We start from the raw sequence: 19,247 nt of genomic DNA, 5'->3' as shown, positions 1-19,247 counted from the left end.
TCCCCGGGCCGGGAAAGGCAGTTGCATCCCCGTGACCGTCACACACAACGCCGGCCGTGGACCGGCCATCGCCGGCCTGGGCATCACCGAGATGGGAAAGGTGTACGGGCGCGGCGCCGCCGACTTCGCGGCCGACGCCGTACGACGCGCGGCACAGGACGCCGGGCTCGCCCTCAGCGACATCGACGGGCTGCTCACCAGCCAGGGCGTCGGAGGAGGTGTCGGACTGGGCCTCCAGCGCGATCTCGGCCTGCGCGACCTGCGCATGCTCTCCGAGGTGCAGGCGTACGGCTCGACCGCCGGCGCCATGGTGCAGTACGCGTCCATGGCCGTGCGGTCGGGCATGGCGGAGGTCGTGGCGTGCGTCTTCGCCGACGCGCCGTTGAAGGAGAAGCGGTCGGCGGGCGCGGCCTACTCCGGCGCAGGCCGCACGGCCTCCGGCTGGCGCGGGCTGAACGCCGCGGCGGGCATCGCGGGCGCCAACCCGCTCTACGCCATGGCCGCCCGCCGTCACATGGACACCTACGGGACGACGAGCGAGCAGCTGGCCCACATCGCCGTCGCCCAGCGCGAGTGGGCCGGCAAGAACCCCCTCGCGCAGCTGCGTACGCAAATCACCGTCGAGGACCACCAGACCTCGCGGCCCATCGCGGACCCCTTCCGCCTGCTCGACTGCTGCCTGGTCAGCAACGGCGGCATCGCCGTGATCGTCACGACCGCCGAACGTGCGGCGACGCTGCGCAGGCCGCCGGTGCACGTCCTCGGCTGGGGCCAGTCTCACCCGGGGTATCCGATGCGCCGCGGAAGCGACTTCGGACTGGTGAGCGGCGCGGCCACGTCGGGTCCCGCGGCCCTGAAGATGGCGGGCGTCTCCATCGGCGACATCGACGTCGTCGAGCTGTACGACTGCTACACCTACACGGTCCTCATCACCCTGGAGGACTACGGGTTCTGCGAGAAGGGACAGGGCGGTGCGTTCGTCTCAAGCGGCGCGCTCGGCCCGGCCGGGACACTGCCGCTGAACACCGGCGGCGGCCAGCTCTCCTCGTACTACATGTGGGGCATGACACCGCTGTCCGAGGCGATCGTCCAGGCCCGGGGCGAGGCGGGCGAACGCCAGGTGCCGCGCCACGACACCGTGCTGGTCAGCGGCAACGGCGGAATTCTGGACCACCACTCGACGCTGGTGCTCAGCCCCCACGCCCACGCGTGACACCGCCCCCTCTTCGCCGGCCGACCGCGCCGGCCGCACAGAAAGGCCCGCCATGCCCCCCGTTCCCACCGTCCTGCGGGATGCCGACACGGCAACGTTCTTCGACGGCACGGCCCGCGGTGAATTGCTGATCCGCCACTGCGCCTCCTGCGGGGAGTACGGGGCCCCGCAGGAACGCTCCTGCCCGTCGTGCGGCTCCGGGGAACTGACTTGGACCCCCGCCCGGGGCACCGGCACCCTGATCTCCTGGACCGCCGTGCACGGAAGGCCCCCCAAGGACGGCGGCCCGGCCTCCCGCACCACTGTCGGCCTCGTCGAACTGGCCGAGGGCCCCTGGCTGCACGCACGAGTCGTCGACGCCGGGCAGACCGCCCCGACCACGGGGGCGGCCGTCACCGTGGCCTTCGAACGCCCGACGCCCGACGCGGAGGCCGTACCCGTCTTCCGGCTGGGCGACGGCACATAGGCCAGGAAGCCCTTGTCCACCGGCACCGGCACATCGGTCGGCACAGCAGTCGACACAGCGATCGGCACTTCAGTCAGAGGCCCGGTCATGTCACCGGAACAGCCGCCCGACCGGCGGCGGCTCGCACTGCTCGCCGTCGCCTCCGTAGCCGAGACCGCCTCTGCCCTCCTCGTCTTCCGCGCCATGGTCTGAGCCGGAGGTCGCTGACGTCCGGCACCGGCGGTGACCGCGCCACGGACGGGCGGGACACCGGTGTGCACCTGTCGCACACCATGGCCGACCCGGCCTCCGCGACCGGTTTGGTGTTCTGGACGCTGCTCGTGGTGCTGTGTGCCGCCGACGCGCTGTTCGTCTTGAACGGACTTGCCCCGAGCGGCAGTTGGGCACGGGCCGTGTCACGGCGGGCGACCTTCGCCCTGACCGCGGTCGCCTTCGGAGCGATCGCAGGCGTCCTCGCGCTGCTGCCGGCCGTCAGGGCGGCCGCCGCCGCCTCGCATCTCGTCATGATGGAACAGGGGATGCTCCTGATGGTCGCGGCTCCGCCCCTCGTAGTGGCAGCCCTGCTGTTTCTGGGACGGCGGACCCTGCCCGTCGGCGTGGTCAGGGCACTGCTGCCGTCGGCAGCGCTCCTGTTCGCGGCGGCACTGTTCGCCGACTGTGACCCGAAGGCGCACACGGCGTTCACGGGGACGGGGGGCGGAAGGCCTGTTCTCGGGCCTCCTCCTCTTCTTCTGTACCGGTGCGCTGTTCTGGGGCCTGGTCCTCGGCGACCCCCGGCAGAGCCTGGCCGCGCCGCGCTCCGTGGCGGTACTGATCGCAGGAGTGGTCTCGGGCCTCATCGGCCTGGCACTCGTCCTCGGGGACACGCCCGTCTCTCTCATGGCGCGGGCCCGCGGCCGTTCGCCGTCGGCCCGCTCGCCGACCAGCGACTGAGCGGTGTTTTCATGATGCTCGTCGACAGCGTCTTCGTACTGCCGGACTTCGGCCGCCTTCGTCTGTCGGTGCGCCGCAACAAATACTGCCCCACAGAAAAACCAACTTGCCAAACAGCAGCGGTCGGGCCGACATGCCCGACCACCGTAGCCACGTGCTCGTCAGAGCGGCCACCGCGAGTACGGCGAAAGCCGGCAGCCTGGTGGACGACTGAATCAGCGGCGCCACGTGGTACAAGGCCATGCGGTGGGTGGGGCTCACCCTTGGCAGGCCGCTCCAGCGCCTCGCGGAACGCGAGTGGTACGCGAGCCGCTGAGCCGGAACCGCCCGAAACACAGCAGGGCCCGCGGGAGAACCCGCGGGCCCCGAAGTGCGTCCCGGTGTGTCAGTCCGACTCGCCCAGCCGCTTCCTGACGTCGGCGAGGTTCCGCGCGACCGCTCCCCGCAGCTGCGCCAGGCGCTCGTCGGTGTACGGCGGCATCGCCGAGGGAGCCACGCCGACCGGCAGCAAGCTCTGCGTGATCGTGCGCTGGTGGCTGAAGGTGTCGAAGCCGACCTTGCCGTGGTACGCGCCCGAACCGCTCTGCCCGACGCCGCCGAACGGGGCGCCCTCGATCCCGTAGTGCAGCGCCATGTCGTTGCGGGTCAGGCCACCGGAAGTGGTGCGGTGCACGAACTCGCGGAAGTCCGCGGTGTCCTCGCCGTACCAGTACGCGGCCAGCGGATGGGGGCGCGCGGTGACGTACTCGACGGCGTCATGCACGGTGTCGTAGGGGAGGACGGCGATCACCGGACCGAACACCTCCTCGTGGGCGATGGTCATCTCGTCGGTGACACCCAGCACCAGCGTCGGCGGCATCCGCCGGGACGCGGCGTCCGGGAGAGAGGCGAGTTCGTCGTCGGGAACCAGCGTGATGATCTCCGCGCCCTTGGACCGGGCGTCCTCGACCAGGCCGTCGACACGGGCGAAGTTGCGGTCGTCGACCAGCGTGACCACGTCGGGATTCTCGCGGAAGGCGGGGAAGTAGCCGCTCATCGCCGTCCGGTACGCGCCGACGAACTCCTCGACCTTCTCCGTCGGCACGAGGACGTAGTCGGGGCACAGGCACAGCTGCCCGCCGTTCATCATGCGGGCCGCGGAGACCCGCTCCGCCGCGACGCGCACATCGGCGTCGTGGCCGACCACCACCGGGTTCTTGCCGCCCAGCTCCAGGGTGACGGGCGTGAGATTGCGCCCCGCCGCCGCCGCCACATGCCGTCCCACAGAGGGGGAGCCGGTGAAAAAGAGGTGATCGAAGGGGAGTTCGGAGAACGCGACGGAGGTCTCGGTACCGCCGCGTACCACCACGGCCTCGTCGGGAGAGAACCGGCCGGCCACCGCGCGTGCGAAGACCTCGGCGGTACGCGACGGAACCTCCGAGAACTTGATCATGACGCGGTTGCCCGCGGCGAACGCCTCGACGGCCGGCTGGAACACCAGCGAGACCGGGAAGTTCCACGGCCCCACGATGCCGACGACACCCTTGGGCCTGCTCTGTACGAAGGTGGGAAGCCCGTTGTCGGCCGCGGCCGGTATCTCGGTGTCCGCCATCCACGCTTCGAGTTCGGCGCGGACGAGCGCCACGTCGCCCATCGAACCGAGCACGTCACTGCTGAGGGAGTTCACCTCGGGCCGGTTGCCGAAGTCGGCGGCGAGTGCGGCCGTCAGCTCGTCGGCGTGCTCCAGAAGGGCCGCCGTCAGCCGGTCGATCCGGTTGCGCCGTACCTCCGCGCTCGGCGGCCCCTCCGCGAGGAAGGCACGCTGCTGGGCGGCCAGCAGCTCGCGGAGCCCGGCGGCTGAAATGCCCTCCGGCGGAACGGGGGAGGCGGGGGTGGTGTCAGAACTGGCCAACATCAGGCTTCTTTCATGAACGTCGAGCAGGGCGAGCAGGGCGAGCAGGGCGAGCGAGGGGGGCTGGGCGGCCGTCTGTCGTGCCGCATCGCGGGACAGGACATGGCGACGGCTGCGCGCTGGTCGCCTCAGCTCTCCGGGGGCTCGTCGAACACGAGCACCGGCTTGATCGCGGCACCGGAGACGGCGTCGGCGATCGCGGCGTTGATGTCCGCGAACGGATAGGGCCGGACCACGTCGTCGACCGGGAGCCTGCCCGCTGCCTGCAGGCGGAGCAGCCGCGGGATGAAGGACTGCGGATCCGCGTCGCCCTCGATGCAGCCGCGGATCGTCTTCCCGTTGCTGATCAGGTCCATTGCGTCGAAGGTCACCTCCGGTGCGCCGAGGCCCAGCAGGACCAGCGTGCCGAGCGGTGCCAGCGACGCGACGGCCGAGCGGATCACGGCAGGGACGGCGGTGGTGTCCACGGCGTGCGTCGCACCGCCCGCGGTGATCTCCGCCAACTGCTCCGCGAGGTCGGCGGACCGGCCGTCGAAGGCGGCGGTGGCGCCGACGGCCAGCGCCGTCCTGCGGCGTTCCTCGGACAGGTCGACGGCGACGACCGTCCCGACTCCCAGAGCCCGGGCAGCCATGACGGCCGCGATGCCGACACCCCCGACGCCGTAGACGACCAGCCGTGCATCGGCGCCCGGATCGAGCACGTTGAGGACGGCGCCGGCACCGGTCTGGAAGCCGCAGGCGAACGGGGCCGCGGCCACCAGATCGGTCGACGGATCGACGACGACCACGTTGTCCCGGGTGGCCACCGCGTACGTGGCGAAGCTGGACTGGCCGAAGAAGGGGGCGCGCAGCGGCTCCCCGTCCTGGCTCAGTGTCGAGGTCCCGTCCGGCCGGGCGCCGGAGGAGTTGAGCGAGACGAAGGACACGCAGTAGGAAGGGCGCCCTTGCGTACAGGGGAGGCATCGGCCACAGCTGCGGAAGGTGAGCAGGACCTTGTCACCGACGCTCACCCCTTCTACCCGTGAGCCGGTCTCCTCCACGATCCCGGCGCCTTCGTGACCGAACACCGCGGCGGGCGCCGCCGGCACACCGGCCTTCGACACGAGGTCGGTGTGGCAGATGCCGGCGGCGACCATTCGCACCCGCACCTCGTCCGCGCGCAACGGACCAAGCGTGACCTCTTCCAGACTGAACGGCGACTCGGGGCCCCGGGAAAGGGCTGCGGTGATCTGCATGGAACGTGTACTCCTTTGTACGCTGCGGCGAGACGCGCTCTGTCGCGCGCGGAAGCGGGGCATCGTGACGTGCCCGTGGACGCGGGAGGGGTGGGTGACGGGGAACGGCTCGTCCCCGTACGTGTGACGTCCCCGTGTCAGCCGCGTGAACCTCTGTTCACGTCGATGCTGGCACCGGGAACCGCGGTTGACCATTGCCGATTCCCTCATGTGCATGTGTCCGTACGCGTCACCCGACCGGTTTGCCGGCGGGCGGCGGGTCAGCGCGGAAGACCCAGACCGCGGGCGATGATGCCGCGCTGGATGTCGTTGGTGCCGCCGCCGACGACGTACATGACGGACAGGCGCAGCCCGTACTCGAAGGCACCGCCGCCGGGCACGCCCGAAACCGACGCGGACAGCGCGGCGTCGGGGCCGAGTATCTCCAGGACCGTCTGGCCGAACCGCTCGGCGAGTTCGCCGCCCAGGACACCGGCCATGGGGGCCGCCAGCCGCGCGCCGGTGTCACCCGAGGTCGCCCGGAGCGCGGCGGCCACCAGCGCGCGGGTGGCCTGAACGCCGACGGCCAGTTCCCTCAGCAGGGCGCGGGAGTGGGAGCCGCGCGGGCCCGTCCGGCCCGCCGGGTCCTCACGGACGAAAGCCAGCAGATCGTCGAGCTGGCGGTGCAGGGCGGCGGCGATGTTGCCCATGCTGATGCGCTCACCGGCCAGCGCGTCGGTGATGACCTTCCAGCCGCCGTTCACCTCGCCGACGCGCATGCTGTCGGGCACCCGCACGTCGTCGTAGAAGACGGTGCAGGAGATCTCGCCGGACAGTGCCCGGTGCTGCTGCACGGTGATGCCGGGGGTGTCCATCGGGACGAGGAACATGGTGATGCCCGCGTGCCGGGGGGAGGCGTCGGGGTCGGTACGGACCGCGAGCCACACCCAGTCGGACTCGTGGCCCCCGGTGGTCCACAGCTTCTGCCCGTTGATCACCCAGTTCTCGCCGTCGCGGACCGCGCGCGTGCGCAGCGAGGCCAGGTCGGAACCGGCCTCCGGTTCGCTGTAGCCCAGGCAGAAGGCAAGGCGGCCGCGCCGGATGAGGGGCAGGAAGGTGTCCCGCTGCTCCTGGGTGCCGTGCTTGCGGATGGAGTTGCCCAGCAGCAGGACCGCGCCCAGCGCCTTGCTGACCGGAGCCCGCCGGTAGGCGCTCTCCTCGCTCAGGACGACCTGCTCGGCCAGGGAGGCACCTCGGCCGCCGTCCTCCTCGGGCCAGGCGAATCCGAGCCAGCCGCGCTCCGCGACCGCGTTCGTCAGCTCAGGGTCCTGCTTCAGGCCGACGCCGCCGATCCGGTCGGCGTACTCCTCGAACAGCGCGCGCACTTCGGTGCGGAACGCCTCGGCCGTCTCGCCGAGTTCGCGTGCCGGGAGCGATCCGCTGCCTTCGACGAGGATGTCGGCCAGGTCGCCGGTGGCGCGCGGCAGGGTCTGCAGCCGGGTGATGTCGCCGTGGACGCGGCGGAACAGCCACGGGGCGTCGTGTTCCTCGAAGTAGCCGATGGCCGCAAGGGTGTGGTGTGCGCCGAGCTGGACGCGGGGGGCCGCGGCGCGAGCGTGCTCGACGGCGAACTCGGCGGAGAGCAGTCGGTCGGGCAGTCCCTGCTCAAGGGCGCGTACGGCGTCGTCGATCAGCAGGTTTCCCGCGCTGACGTCGATCTGGCAGGTGGCCGTGCGCTGCTGTACCGCGCCGAAGGCGCCGATGACCTTGCCGAACTGGACGCGCTGCTTGGCATGTTCGACGGCCATCTCATGCGCCCGTTCGGCGGCGGCGAGGGCCCGGACGCCGAGCTGGAGGCGGAGCAGCACCACGGCTTCGTCGGCGGCGTCCGCGTCCACCTCGGCCGAGGCTTTCGGGGCACCCGGCGTCGCCGTGGACCAGGCCGGAACTGCGAGGCCCGCCGTGTCCTCCGTCCGCCCGATGGGGCGCAGCACCGCGGTGCCGCCGCCCGGGGGGAGGATGAGCAGGTGGGTGGCCCACTGCGCCGCGTCCAGGTGGCGGAGCTGCGACTCGGTGCCGTCACCGACACATGCGACGACCCGTATATCGCCCCGGCCGATGCCGTCGAGCAGTCCCTTGTCGTGGGCGAGCAGGCGGGCGGCGACGAAGGAGTCCATCACGGGCAGCGGACAGGCGACGCGCCCGAGTTCGCGCACCGCGGTGACCGTCGCGCCGAGGGCCCCTTCGGCACCGAGTTCGAGCCAGCCGTTGTCGGCGGCCGTCTGCCACAGCTTCGCGAGGTCGGTCGCGGCGGCGGCGGTGGATCCGGCCCAGTGCCGCTTCAGACCGCCTCGCACGCTTTCGGCGAAGGCAGAGATCTCGTCGTGGTCCATGGGCGTGAAGGGTGCGGTGGACATGCGGGTCCTCACTGAGTCGGCCGACGCGATGGCCGGGCGTTAACTGAACGGAAACCGTCAGTAACTCCGACTGTAAAACGGACGGGATGCGTTCAGCAATAGGTGTGGGGGCGGTCGTGTAGGAAAATGGCGCCATGACTACATCGAGGGCCATGCCGGGAAGGCCGCGCGACGACCAGGTGGACCGCCGGATCGCGGACGCCGCCGTCGAGCTGTTCGGGCAGCACGGCTGGTCGTCCTTCAGCGTCGAGGCGGTGGCCCGCCGGGCGGGCGTCGGCAAGGCTTCCGTCTATCTGCGCTGGCGCAACAAGGAGGACCTGCTCATCCAGGCCCTCTCCCAGCGCCTGGAGCGGGTGTCCGACGTCGACACGGGTACGGTCCGCGGCGACCTGGTCCAGCTCGTCCGGCAGCAATTGGAGCTCTACGCGGGTGAGTGCGGTCCGGCCGCCCTGCGGCTCGGGTTCGAAGCGCGGGGAAACCCGGAGCTCGCCAAGCGCCACGAGGAGCTGGCGCAAGCGCAAATCACCGCGGCCCGTGCCATGGTCCGGCGGGGCATCCGCAGTGGGGAACTTCCGAAGGGCACGTCAGTCACCTTCCTCCTCGACGCGCTGGCCGGTGGAGCGATGAATCACGCGATGGCCCTCCCGGCGGCGCTGCGCCCCCTCTCGCCGGAGGACGTCATGGACTATGCCGAGCGGTTCGTGGACTTCGTCCTGACGTCGGTGCTGGCGGACACGTAGGCGTGTGTTCCGGTGCCGGGTGAGGGTGGTGGGTAAGTCGCAGACCGGCAGCCGGCGTCGCTGGTCACCCGCATGCCGTACGCCTGGGAGCACCGAGTGGACGCGACGGGAAGGCGAGGCCGGTGGCCGCCCGTCGGCGGCGATCTCCAGGTGCGCGCGGTGGAAGGGGCCGCGGTCGACCGCGAAGGTGCCGGCCGGCCCGAGACCGCCGGGGTCTTGGTGAACAGGGTGCGGGCGGCGTCGTGCGGTGCGCCGGCCGGTCGGCGGGTGTGGGGTCGTAGCGGCCCTTGGACGAGAAATTGATGTCTGTGGCCGAGGACATGGCGTCAGCGGACGCGGGGGGCACACCGCGCACCCGTGCGGGACGATTCGTGCGGCACCTGACGGCGTTGGTGCGTCGTCCTGCCCTGGGTCGTGGGGGGGGGGGGGCCCCCCGGGCCCCCCCCCCCGGGGGGGGGGGGGCCCCCCCCCCCCCCCCACGACCGCCTGGACACAGTGGCCTTCGGAGACGCCGCTTCGGAGAAGGCGCGCGGTGCTCTACGTCAACGGAGAGCGGACCACCTACCGTGACGGCGGAGACCGCGAGGCGATCAACACCGGCACGGGCAAGGGGCTGCAAGACCGGTTCTTCTGCGCCACCGCCATGCCGGCGTTGTTCACCAGCCCGTGCACCTGCCCGTAGGACGCCTTCAGCTCGGCCGCGAGTTCGGCCCACTCCTTCTCGTCGGTGACGTCGAGGCGGCGGCAGCCGGGTGCCTCGGTGACGTCGGTGGCGATGACGCGGGCGCCTTCCCTGGTACCACCGCGATCGCCGGGGCTGCGGCGGACAGGGGCAGACTCGCCTCGGGACGGCTCTCGCAGACGAGTACGGCCCAGGCGTGATAGTCGAGCTGAGTCGCTTCCACGACCGGGTCGCCCAGGGCCTTGGCGCTGAGCGCGGCCATGCCGAACACCTCGGGCCAGTGTCCCCAGAAGATCCACTGGTCGGAGAACCAGTGGAGGGACTCGGCCACCTCCACCACCAGAGCATGATCCCCTTCTTCCGCGGCGGCGCGCAGCGCGGTCAGCCAGTTCACCCCCTGCGTCCGCAGCCAGTCGCGAGCCATGGCGGCCGAGGAGAGATCCACCAGCCCTCCCCAGTCCGCGGGGGGCGCGCCGTGGTCCGGCTCGAACCAGCGGCCGGCGACGACGGTGGTCTCCAGCAGCCAGCGGTACAGATCGGCCCGGACCTTCTCCGCCTCTCCCGCCTCCTCGTCGGCGTCGAGACGGACGTGTGCGTAGAGGCGGAGCAGGTCATGCAGCTTGAAACGGTTCCCGTGCGTACCGAGCAGGCCCGTCTCGACCAGTTCCTCCAGCGTGTCCTCCGCGGCGGACAGGTCCTTCCCGATCAGCTGCGCGGCACAGGCCGACCCCGCGTCGGGGCCGGGTACCAGAGCGAGACGTCTGAACAGGCGAGCGGCGTCGGGCGTGAGCTGACGGTAGGAAAGGTCGAACGCGGCCGCCACCCCCCTGTCGCCGGCGACCAGGGCGTCCAGACGGCGCTCTTCCCCGGCGAGCCTGTCGGCCAGCCTGCGCACCGTCCAGCCGGTCCGGGTGGCCAGCCAGCTCCCCGCCACCCGCAGGGCGAGGGGGAGATACGCGCACTGCCGCGCCACGTCCTCGACCGCGGACGGCTCGGTGGACGCGCGTCGCGTCCCGATCATGGCGGTGAGGAACGCGATCGCCTCGCCGGAAGACAGTTCGCCGAGGACCAGCCGGTGCGCACCGTCCAGGCCGGTGAGCATGCGTCGGCTGGTCACCATCACCACTGCCGTGCCGTGCGCCGGAAGCAGCTCCCGCACCTGGGCCTCGTCCCGAGCGTTGTCCAGGACCAGCAGGCAGCGCTTCTTGGAGAGGAGGTCCTGGTAGAGCGCGGCGTGTCCCTGGGGGCCGGCCGTCGCGAGTTCCTGGTCCACCACGCGGAAGGCCTTGCAGACGCTCAGCATGAGCTCGGCCGTCGAGGCCGGGGTGTCGTCCATACCGCGCAGGTCCAGGACCATCCGGCCGTCGGGGAAACGATCCGCCAACTCCTGTGCCGCGTGCAGGGTGAGGGTCGTCTTTCCCGCGCCCGGCGGACCCGACACCGTCACCACCACGGGCCGGTGATCCGCACCGCCCGTGTCGTCCCTCTGCTCCGACGCCCGCGCCTGGAGCCATGCCAGCTCCTGGTCGCGGCCGACGAAATCGTTGATACCGCGGGGAAAGGTGCGGACGGCGACGGATCCGTCCGGGGCGGCGGCGCCTCTCCGCGCGGCCACCAGGAGTTCATCGCTTCGGCCCTCGTCCAGCCCGAGGCCGACGGCGAGAGCGGCCACCGTCCGCCGCTGCGGCGCCGCGCGCCTTCCCCGTTCCAGATCACCGATGCCTCTGACGCTCACACCCGAGGCCTCGGACAGATCCTTCATGGTCATGTACGCATTCAGCCGGAGCTGTCGCAGGAGCGCGCCGAACTCCGGTTCCCGCTCGTTCACCGGCGACCCCTTCACCTCGCTCCGTGGCCGACCCGTCCTCGCGCCCACGCATGCTGCCCCTCAGCGGCACATTCTTGCCTCTCCCGGCACAAAGACCGTAATCGAGCACCCTGAGTGCCGATTTCGGGTACAGCGCGTATCCACAGGAGATCCTGTCGGTCACACCGTCCGGCTCGTCGGGATCAGGGGCAGGAGAGGCCGGTCCGGCAGCGCACGCGGCACGCGTTCCAGGATGCCGCCGGCGAAGACGTCGTACAGCGGAAGCGTCTCCAGGTGCACGTAACCGATGTGACAGTCGCACTCGGTCAGGGGGCAGGGGCGAGGGGCGAGGGCGGTCCGGTAGGAACCGTCGTACAGGTTGCCCAGTTCACTCCGGACGAAGTGACAGCGGCGCACCGTTCCGTCGCCGTCCACCGAGATGACGGACTCTCCGGTGCGGCAGGGCAGGCCGGCCGATCGGTGCGGGTGGCGGCTGAAGGGGAAGAGCGGGTCGAGCGCGGTCCACTCGGCGGCCTGCTCGTCCGTGTAGGTGTGTCCCTCCGCGGCGTTCACCCACAGGTACACCTGCTCGGGGAGCTGGTCGCGCAGTCTCAGCGCGGGCTCCCTGTGCTCGGGCAGGCCGACGACGCCGACGCTGAAGCGGACGCCCAGGGAGGTGAGTTGGCGCGTCTTGTCCAGGAAGCGGTCGTGCGGTGTCTGCCCGGGGTGGTACGTGCACCACAGTGCCACCGTGTCCCGGTCGGCCTCCCGGAGCCAGTCTGTGCGGCAGCTCAGGTTCGTCTGGATCGCGACGCGCTGGATGTGCGGCCGGTGGGAGAGCTCCACGAGGGCGCGGCGGTACCAGGAGCGGACCAGTCCCTCACCCCAGGGGGTGAAGAGGACGGAGAGCCGGTCCTCGTGCTGTTCGCCCGCCCACGTGGTGAACCGTTCCAGCGCCACGCGGTCGGCGCGCAGTCGGTCTGTGGTGTCGCGGCGCTTGGCGAACGGGCAGTAGGGACAGTCGTAGTCGCAGGAGGCGAGCGGGCCGCGGTACAGGATCGTCAGGTCCACGGCGGTCTCACTTCAGCTCGTAGGCGGCCATGGCGTCCCGCACGGCCGGGGAGAAGAACTCGGGGCCGATCGCGTCCGAGTGGGCGAGCCCTTCGGGGGAGAGGGACAGCCGGTCGTCGCCCCGCGTGAGCCATCCCCGGGCGGTGAGTACGTCCAGTTCGCGGCGGAAGTCGTCCCATGGGGCGGAGCCGAAGCGCAGCCGGTAGTCCGCGACGGGCAGGCCCTCCGCCTGGAGCAGGGACTGCAGCAGGTGTCGGCGTCGTGCCTCGTCCTCGTCGACGTGGCGGCCGTGCGGGACCTGGGAGAAGTCCTCGGTGGCGGTGTAGTCGTCGATGATGCCGCGGATCTCCCGCATCGACACGGCGTAGTCGAAGGAGTAGTGCAGCGTCGAGGTGTACGAACGGGCGCCGCAGCCGAGGCCGATCATGCCGTCGGTCTGGCAGGCGTAGTCGTCCGGTCCCTGGGGCGGCGCGTCCGCGCGGCGGAACATGCGCATCGACACCTGCTCGTAGCCGTGGGCCAGCAGGTGGTCCCGGCCCTCGCGGTAACGGCGCAGGCGCTCCTCGTCCCAGTCACGGTCGGCCGTGTGCGGATCGGTGTGCCGGCCGAGACCGGTGAGAGGCCGGATGTAGAGGGGATAGAGGTAGATCTCCTCGGGCCGCCAGGCCAGGGCCGCGTCCAGGGAGTGGCGCCAACTTGCCGCCGTCTGACCGTCGATGCCGTAGATCAAGTCGATGTTGAGGACGGGGACGCCCGCCTCACGGATCCGTCCCAGTGCCGCTTCGACGTCCGAGCGGCGCTGTGGCCGGACGGCGGCGCGGGACTCCTCCTCGACGAAGGTCTGCACTCCCAGGCTGAGACGGGTGGTGCCACGTGCGACCAGTACGGCCAGCCGGTCTGCCGTGGCGGTGGCGGGCGAGGCCTCGACGGACAGCGGGATCGCGCGGAGGTCGGCTCCCATCTCCTGCTCAGTGATGTCGCACAGCCGTTCCAGTTCGCCGGCCTCCAGGAACGTGGGTGTGCCCCCGCCGAACGCGGCGTTGGCGAACCGCGGGGTCTCCTCGTCGCCCAGCGCCTTGCGCACCGCGACGGCCTGGCGGCGCACCGCGTCCAGGTAACGTCCCGTCAGGTCGTCGGGCGCGCCGATCCGCGTGAACAGGTTGCAGAACCCGCAGCGGATCTCGCAGAACGGTATGTGCACGTACAGGGAGAGCGATCGCCGTGACTCGCCCGCCCACAGGTCCCGCAACCCGGGGCGCGGGGTGAGCGGCCGGTAGGCGGTCTTGTGCGGGTAGGCGTAGGTGTAGCTCTGGTAGGGGCGCGGGGTGTCGGTCGGGGCGGCCACCTGGGTGACGGTCATGCGGGCGGCTCCAGGAAGAAATGGCTGTAGGGCACGGTCCAGACGCAGTCGTGGCCGAGGCGGTGGCCGGTGTAACCGTCGTCCCCGTAGGCGGTGCCGTGGTCGGAGCAGACGATGGCGAAACACCGGCGCCGCGAACTCATGGCGGCGAACAGCCGCCCGACATGGCGGTCGATGTATTCCAGGGCCGCGGCGTGGGTCTCCCGGCTGTCGCCCGTCTCCCGGGTGGCCCCGGGCAGGTGGAACCAGTTCGGCTGGTGGAGCGCCGAGGCATTGACGAACAGGAACAGCCGCTGCCGCGCCGGAAGTTCGGCCACCGTCTTCTCCGCCCGCGTGACCTGGGCCTCGAACGAGGTGGGAGACGCCACCGAGAACTCCGGCTCCCAGTGGCTCTCCTGGAACATCCCGGGGAGTACGTCGCCCAGCGCGCCCTGCTTGTTGAAGAAGCCGACGCCGCCGACGCACACCGTGCGGTAGCCGCGGGCGGCGAGACCGGACACCAGATCCGGGGTGTCGAAGACGAACGTGCGCTCGGCCGTCGTCTCGCTGCCCGCGAACCGTGCCGCGAACAGCCGCGGATGCGGTCCCGGCGATGCCGGGGTGGGGAGGAATCCGGCGAACATCGCCTGGTGCGAGGCATAGGTGAAGTTGCCCGGCGCGTGCCGCCGCTCCCAGGTGCCGCCGGGCAGGTGCGCGGCGAGGTTCGGAAGGCGGCCTGCCGCGGTGAGTTCGACGGCGATGTCGTAGCGCAGGGTGTCGAGCGTGAGCAGGAGCAGGTCGTCGCGGCCCACCACCTCGTTCATGTTCGGTGTGCCGGCCGGACCGGGGGCGGAAGTGGCGGGGTCAGGCGGGGGCATGAGCTGTCCTCGGTGGCGCGTCGAGCGGGGGAGCGGGGCGGACGCCGGGCGGGGGAGCGGGGCATTCGGCGAGCCGGTCGGCGGACAGGGACCGGACCGCCGCGACCTGCGCCGCGTACGTGTCCAGCCCCTCGGCGCCACTGCCCGGCAGACCGGTCAGGCGGGGAAGCAGGTCACCGAAGGCGTTGACCTCCCCGACGGCGAACCGGCGCCAGCCGACGGCGGGCAGCAGGTCGACGCCCACGCACAGGGTGCCGGGGAAGCACGCCGCGGCCTCTTCGCTGATGGTGAGCGCCTGTGCCCACCGGTCACCGGCCAGCGCGCGCACGGCCGAGAGATCGCCGCGTGCCCCGCCCAGATGCAGGTTGGTCAGGGGAGAGCGGCTCGTCCGGACCACGGCGTGGGTCGCGCGCCCGGCCACGACCACGACACGCAGGTCGGCGGACCTGTCGCCGAGGGAGGCCTTCGGCAGCCAGCGCTCGATGTGCAGCCCGTCCGGCGCGAGCCTGTCCACGATCGCGGCGATCTCCGACTCGTCCGTGTAGCTGCGGACCCGCAGGGAGTTGTGGAGGCCGCCGTCCGCCGTGCGCTCCACCGAAGTGGTGGCCCGGACCCGCCCGCCGGTGGCCGTCTCCACGGCGAGCACCCCCGACGCGGACGAACCGTGCGCGAGCTTGACGAAGGCACGCCGCAGCCCGGCTTCCTCCATCAGACGCCGCACGTCGCTCCAGCCCTCCACCGGCCGCACGCCACCCGAGGTGGGAGACGGAGGCACCGGCACGCCCGCGGCGTCGAGACGAGCGTGACACAGCCGCTTGTCGAAGAGCACGGCCAGATCCGCCGGATCGTCGAGGCGCCGGCCGCCGCGCAGCGAACGCACGCCGTCCAGGAAGCGCGCGTACCAGCGGGCGGAACCCTCCACCCGGGTCGGCTCGGCGGTGCCGCGCAGCAGGCGGTCGACTTCCGCGTTCTCGCCGGGGGAGTCCAGCCGGACCACCTCGTCGTCGGCGAAGTCGTGGCCGCCGTCCCGCAGTACGTGACGCCACTCGACGACACGAGGCGTGCCGCAGCCCGCCTCCTCGGCCGCCGCCGCGAACAGGTGCACCCGACGGTTCTCCCCGTTGGCCACGACAGCCCACTTCACCGGCGCGCCCCGCTGCTCCATCTCGCTCGTCCCCCTCCGTGTCCCCCGTCGTCCCGGTCGGTACTACTCACCCACCGCCACGAAACGCCAGACGGTCCCGTCCTCCTCCTCGTCGGACTCCGCGTCGTCCTGGTCGGCGTCGACCTGCACGCCCGCGGGTTCCAGCGTCTCCAGCAGGCGCGTACGCAGGCCCGAGCTGAGGTAGTTGTGGTGCAGGTCGAGCTTCTTGAGGTGCGTCAGCGGCTGCCCCGACAGGAGGGAGGTCGCGCCGTCGTCCGTGAGCACGCCCATGGAGACGTCGAGGACCTCCAGGCGTGCCACGACGGGGGCCGAGGCCAGGGATCTGCACACGTCGTCCTGCATCTCGCTGTTGCGCAGGCCCAGCCGGACCAGGCTGGGCAGCCGGTCACCGGCGAAGAACGGCTCCAGGTCGGAGACCTCGGCGTCGCCCCCGTACTCGGAGGTGCCGAGCCACAGGTCGAGGGAGACCAGCGCGGGCAGGTCGCTGCCCGCGATACCGCGCACCGCCTCGACGGGCAGCCCGCCGGTCTCGACGGTCAGGCTGCGCAGTCGCTCGTGCCGTACGGCGGGGAAGACCAGCTGGTTGCCACCCCGGACGCCGAACTCCTCCAGGGCCGGGAAGGCTTGCAGGAGCGGCGACACGTCGCCCTGGACGATCCAGGAGATCTCGCACTCCTCCATCACGATGTCGCCCAGGAACAGGCCGCGCAGTGACGGCAGTTGGTCCCGCGCGGCCACCAACGCCGCGATCACCGCGTCCGGGGCGGTCTCGTACACATCGCTCCACGCGCCGACGATCAGCGCCCGCACCTTCTGGGTGTCCACGGCCGCCAGGAAGCGCGCGAACGCGTCCTGCCACTCCTCCTGGCTGTCGTAGGAGTCCACGGCGATGCGCCAGGCCACGGTCTCGGGCGAGGGAAGCGCCTCGGCCCCGGGCGCCGTGTCCCCCGCGTCCGGGAAAGTGAAGGCCGGCAGGCCGTGGAACTCCTTGAGGTGGCTCCCGATGGTCATGCGCGCCCGCTCCTTCGTACCGCTGCCGTTTGGTCGACGATCGTGATGGGTCCGCCCCGCGGACCGCATCCAGGTAGAGGAGTTCTACCAAGCCCCACTGACATCGCGGCGGACAGGGTCGCCAGTTGGGCACGACGGGACGGAGCCCTCGGTGGGTGCGACGCCCGGCCCGGTGGGTTCGGCACACGACCCGGTGGGTGCGGCACGCGGCTCGGAAGTCGATTGTCAGTGGTCGCCTCTACCGTTTTTCCCACGGCACACACCGTGCCGTGACGGGAGGGAGACCCATGTTCCGCCAAGGAGACGTGCTGATCGTGCCGTTGGACGAGAAGGCGGTGCCGGACCACGCCTTGGACGCGCTGTCCGAGCCGCGGGACGGACGCGGCCGGCTGGTGCTGGCCCTCGGTGAAGTCACCGGCCACGCCCACGCCGTGGTCGGTCCGGGACGGCTGATCCGGGAAGCCGGAGTGTTCGGCCCGATGCTGCTGCACGTCCCCGACGGCGCGCGGGTCGTCCACGAGGAGCACGGGGCGATCTCGCTGCACAAGGGCTGGTACCGGGTGATCCGGCAGCGGGAGTACGTGCCGGGCTCGGTTCGGATCGTCGCCGACTGACACGTCCGGCGGTGTTCCACGCCGCTGCGGCGGGGCGGCTCGCGAGAGAGCGTGAACAGCATCCTCGCCCGGTGGGGGCGAGGAGTACCGGTGGGGTCTGCCGGCCGGGCACAGGGGATTTCGGAGAGGAACGGTGTGATGGAGCAGAGCAGTTGGCGGGCCACGGCGACGAGGACCGGGGCGGGCGACCGCGCGGCGGCCGAGGAGGGCGTCCGGCGCGCCTACCGGCAGGCAGGACTCGACGAACCCGCCCGCATCGTCTGGGCGCGTTCGCCCCACGAGGCCGTGCGCATGCTGATGGACGCCACGCCCGGCGACACGGCGGGACCCGGGGCTACGGGGGAGCTTGGGGCCACGGCGGGACCCGGGGCCACGGCGGGACTCGGGGCTACGGGGGAGCTGGGGGACATGGCGGGATCCGGGGACACGGCGGGACTCGGGGCCACGGGGGAACTCGGGGCCACGGCGGGAATCGGGGACACCGGCCCCTGCGTCCGCGAGGCCGTCGTGAGCAGGATCTGGGCGGCGGAGCGCGATCGCGCGCACGAACGGCTCGGACCCGCCGGATGGAGCGGCCACTGGAGAGCCACGGGGGAGGCCCTCTGGGAGTCGACCCGCATGCTGACCGAGCGGGTGCGGGCGGGGATGGTCGAGAGCCTCGCCTCCGACCGGCACCAGGAGAGCCGGATCCGGCTGCTGCTCCTGGACGCGACGCTGGGCCAGCACGACGCGGCGTGGCTGAGCGCGTTCGACCCTGACGACACGAGTCCCCTGGCCGGAATCGCCGAGGTCGCCCGCAACGCGGGCTGGTGGTGGCCCTACGAGAAGGTGGCGGTCATCAGCGAACGCCCACTGAGCCTGCATCGCGACGAGGCCGGCCGCCTGGACAGGGGAGACGGCCCGGCACTGCGCTACGCGGACGGTTTCGAGCTCTACGCGTGGCGCGGGATGCCCGTCCCGAGCACCTTCCTCGCCGAACTCGCCGCGCTGACACCGGAGCGGATCCGCGGCGAGGAGAACGCCGAACTGCGCCGAGTGATGCTGGAGTTCTACGGCTACGACCGCTATCTGGAGGAGTCCAACGCGATTCCGGTGCACCGCGACGAGACCGGCGTGCTGTGGCGGGTCGAACTGGTCGGTGACGAGGACGTGGTGATGGTGGAGGTCGTCAACTCCACACCGGAGCCCGACGGCACGAGCCGCACCTACTGGCTGCGTGTCCCGCCCACGACCCGCACGGCCCGCGAGGGAGTGGCGTGGACGTTCGGACTCGCCGCCGAGACGTACGAGCCCGCTCAGCAGACGTGAGGACGCGGCGCGGGTGAAGTGCCCATGAAGTGCCATGCACTGAAACGGACTTGACCGGCGTGCTTCGAGATGGCGGCGCCCGGTCACACGAGGACCTTGCCGCCGAGGTCCTCTCCGGCGGGGGTGGCGGGGCGGCACGCATGGAGCGGCGTCCGCACCCGCGCTGGACGGGACCTTCGATCGCGTTGCCGCGCCCCACGAATTCATCAACCAGCGTTCATTCACCGACCACACGCGCGACTGCCCGGGAACGCCCTTTCAGCGCCGCGCCGTCGCTCTCGCGGGACCCCCGCTGGAGAGCACGTGCAATGTGCATATGACGCCAAAGATACTGATTCATCTTTACCAATGAGTATCTGATGACAAAGCCCTCTTCCGTCACTAACGTGACGCTCGCGCTCGCCCCGGGTGTGTGACCACGTCTCACTTCACACTCCACGCGACCGCCGTCGATCTTCGCCGCGCCGAGAAAGGGACGCGCGGAATTCGGCACCCTCG

16 protein-coding genes are annotated in these 19,247 nt (G+C 71.5%); 6 read left to right on the top strand and 10 right to left on the bottom strand.

The annotated features are described in order from the left end of the window. Positions 1 to 31: 31 nt before the first annotated feature. The 3 genes from ACIP79_RS01585 (at position 32) to ACIP79_RS01575 (ending at position 2,612) form a co-directional block, all read left to right on the top strand. Positions 32 to 1,213: a thiolase family protein gene (locus ACIP79_RS01585; protein ID WP_401217779.1), complete on the top strand. Its 1,182-nt coding sequence runs from the start codon at positions 32 to 34 to the stop codon at positions 1,211 to 1,213. A gap of 52 nt (positions 1,214 to 1,265) precedes the next feature. Then, positions 1,266 to 1,679 carry a Zn-ribbon domain-containing OB-fold protein gene (locus ACIP79_RS01580; protein ID WP_401217776.1) on the top strand — a complete coding sequence of 138 codons (414 nt, stop codon included), beginning with the start codon at positions 1,266 to 1,268 and terminating at the stop codon, positions 1,677 to 1,679. A 657-nt stretch (positions 1,680 to 2,336) separates the two neighbouring features. Next, complete coding sequence (locus tag ACIP79_RS01575; RefSeq protein ID WP_401217774.1) at positions 2,337 to 2,612, top strand: hypothetical protein; 276 nt, start codon at positions 2,337 to 2,339, stop codon at positions 2,610 to 2,612. Between the two features lie 385 nt (positions 2,613 to 2,997). On the opposite strand, the gene ACIP79_RS01570 is transcribed toward ACIP79_RS01575, so the two are convergent. The 3 genes from ACIP79_RS01570 to ACIP79_RS01560 form a co-directional block, all read right to left on the bottom strand. Beyond that, positions 2,998 to 4,506 (bottom strand): aldehyde dehydrogenase family protein, encoded by a 1,509-nt coding sequence (locus ACIP79_RS01570; protein ID WP_401217771.1) that lies wholly within the window; start codon positions 4,504 to 4,506, stop codon positions 2,998 to 3,000. Positions 4,507 to 4,631: 125 nt separating this feature from the next. After that, a complete protein-coding gene (locus tag ACIP79_RS01565; protein ID WP_401217768.1) occupies positions 4,632 to 5,738 on the bottom strand; it encodes an NAD(P)-dependent alcohol dehydrogenase in 1,107 nt (368 codons plus the stop codon). Positions 5,739 to 5,998: 260 nt separating this feature from the next. Continuing rightward, positions 5,999 to 8,134, bottom strand: a complete 2,136-nt coding sequence (locus ACIP79_RS01560) for an acyl-CoA dehydrogenase family protein (RefSeq protein ID WP_401217765.1) — start codon at positions 8,132 to 8,134, stop codon at positions 5,999 to 6,001. 134 nt (positions 8,135 to 8,268) lie between these two features. Here ACIP79_RS01560 and ACIP79_RS01555 point away from each other — a divergent pair, with 134 nt between their 5' ends. Continuing rightward, complete coding sequence (locus ACIP79_RS01555; RefSeq protein ID WP_401217762.1) at positions 8,269 to 8,874, top strand: TetR/AcrR family transcriptional regulator; 606 nt, start codon at positions 8,269 to 8,271, stop codon at positions 8,872 to 8,874. 561 nt (positions 8,875 to 9,435) lie between these two features. Here the strand turns inward: ACIP79_RS01555 and ACIP79_RS01550 are convergent. The 7 genes from ACIP79_RS01550 to ACIP79_RS01520 all read right to left on the bottom strand — a co-directional run bounded on the left by ACIP79_RS01550 (position 9,436) and on the right by ACIP79_RS01520 (position 16,827). After that, complete coding sequence (locus ACIP79_RS01550) at positions 9,436 to 9,651, bottom strand: SDR family oxidoreductase (RefSeq protein ID WP_401219180.1); 216 nt, start codon at positions 9,649 to 9,651, stop codon at positions 9,436 to 9,438. Continuing rightward, the gene (locus tag ACIP79_RS01545; RefSeq protein ID WP_401217759.1) at positions 9,564 to 11,384 is read right to left on the bottom strand and encodes a helix-turn-helix domain-containing protein; all 1,821 of its coding nucleotides are present in this window, start codon (positions 11,382 to 11,384) and stop codon (positions 9,564 to 9,566) included. Before ACIP79_RS01545 ends, ACIP79_RS01550 begins: the two co-directional genes overlap by 88 nt. Positions 11,385 to 11,543: 159 nt before the next feature. After that, positions 11,544 to 12,434 carry an STM4011 family radical SAM protein gene (locus tag ACIP79_RS01540; RefSeq protein ID WP_401217756.1) on the bottom strand — a complete coding sequence of 297 codons (891 nt, stop codon included), beginning with the start codon at positions 12,432 to 12,434 and terminating at the stop codon, positions 11,544 to 11,546. A gap of 7 nt (positions 12,435 to 12,441) precedes the next feature. Continuing rightward, positions 12,442 to 13,794 carry an STM4012 family radical SAM protein gene (locus ACIP79_RS01535; protein ID WP_401217753.1) on the bottom strand — a complete coding sequence of 451 codons (1,353 nt, stop codon included), beginning with the start codon at positions 13,792 to 13,794 and terminating at the stop codon, positions 12,442 to 12,444. Continuing rightward, entirely contained in the window at positions 13,791 to 14,597 is an 807-nt protein-coding gene (locus ACIP79_RS01530; RefSeq protein WP_401219177.1) for an STM4013/SEN3800 family hydrolase, read from the bottom strand. The genes ACIP79_RS01535 and ACIP79_RS01530 overlap by 4 nt, the downstream gene beginning before the upstream one ends. Before the next feature lie 40 nt (positions 14,598 to 14,637). Further along, on the bottom strand, positions 14,638 to 15,816 hold the full coding sequence (locus ACIP79_RS01525) for an STM4014 family protein (protein ID WP_401217750.1): 1,179 nt from the start codon (positions 15,814 to 15,816) through the stop codon (positions 14,638 to 14,640). 42 nt (positions 15,817 to 15,858) lie between these two features. Beyond that, the gene (locus ACIP79_RS01520) at positions 15,859 to 16,827 is read right to left on the bottom strand and encodes an STM4015 family protein (RefSeq protein WP_401217748.1); all 969 of its coding nucleotides are present in this window, start codon (positions 16,825 to 16,827) and stop codon (positions 15,859 to 15,861) included. Between the two features lie 287 nt (positions 16,828 to 17,114). Between ACIP79_RS01520 and ACIP79_RS01515 the strand changes: the two genes are divergently transcribed. After that, positions 17,115 to 17,441, top strand: a complete 327-nt coding sequence (locus ACIP79_RS01515) for a hypothetical protein (protein WP_401217746.1) — start codon at positions 17,115 to 17,117, stop codon at positions 17,439 to 17,441. 135 nt (positions 17,442 to 17,576) lie between these two features. Continuing rightward, positions 17,577 to 18,749 carry a DUF6745 domain-containing protein gene (locus tag ACIP79_RS01510; RefSeq protein ID WP_401217743.1) on the top strand — a complete coding sequence of 391 codons (1,173 nt, stop codon included), beginning with the start codon at positions 17,577 to 17,579 and terminating at the stop codon, positions 18,747 to 18,749. Positions 18,750 to 19,247 lie beyond the last annotated feature (498 nt).

The sequence above is a fragment of the Streptomyces sp. NPDC088747 genome (genome assembly GCF_044751025.1).
In the GTDB taxonomy this organism is placed as follows: Bacteria; Actinomycetota; Actinomycetes; order Streptomycetales; family Streptomycetaceae; genus Streptomyces.
This window is presented reverse-complemented; position numbering and strand designations above follow the sequence as displayed.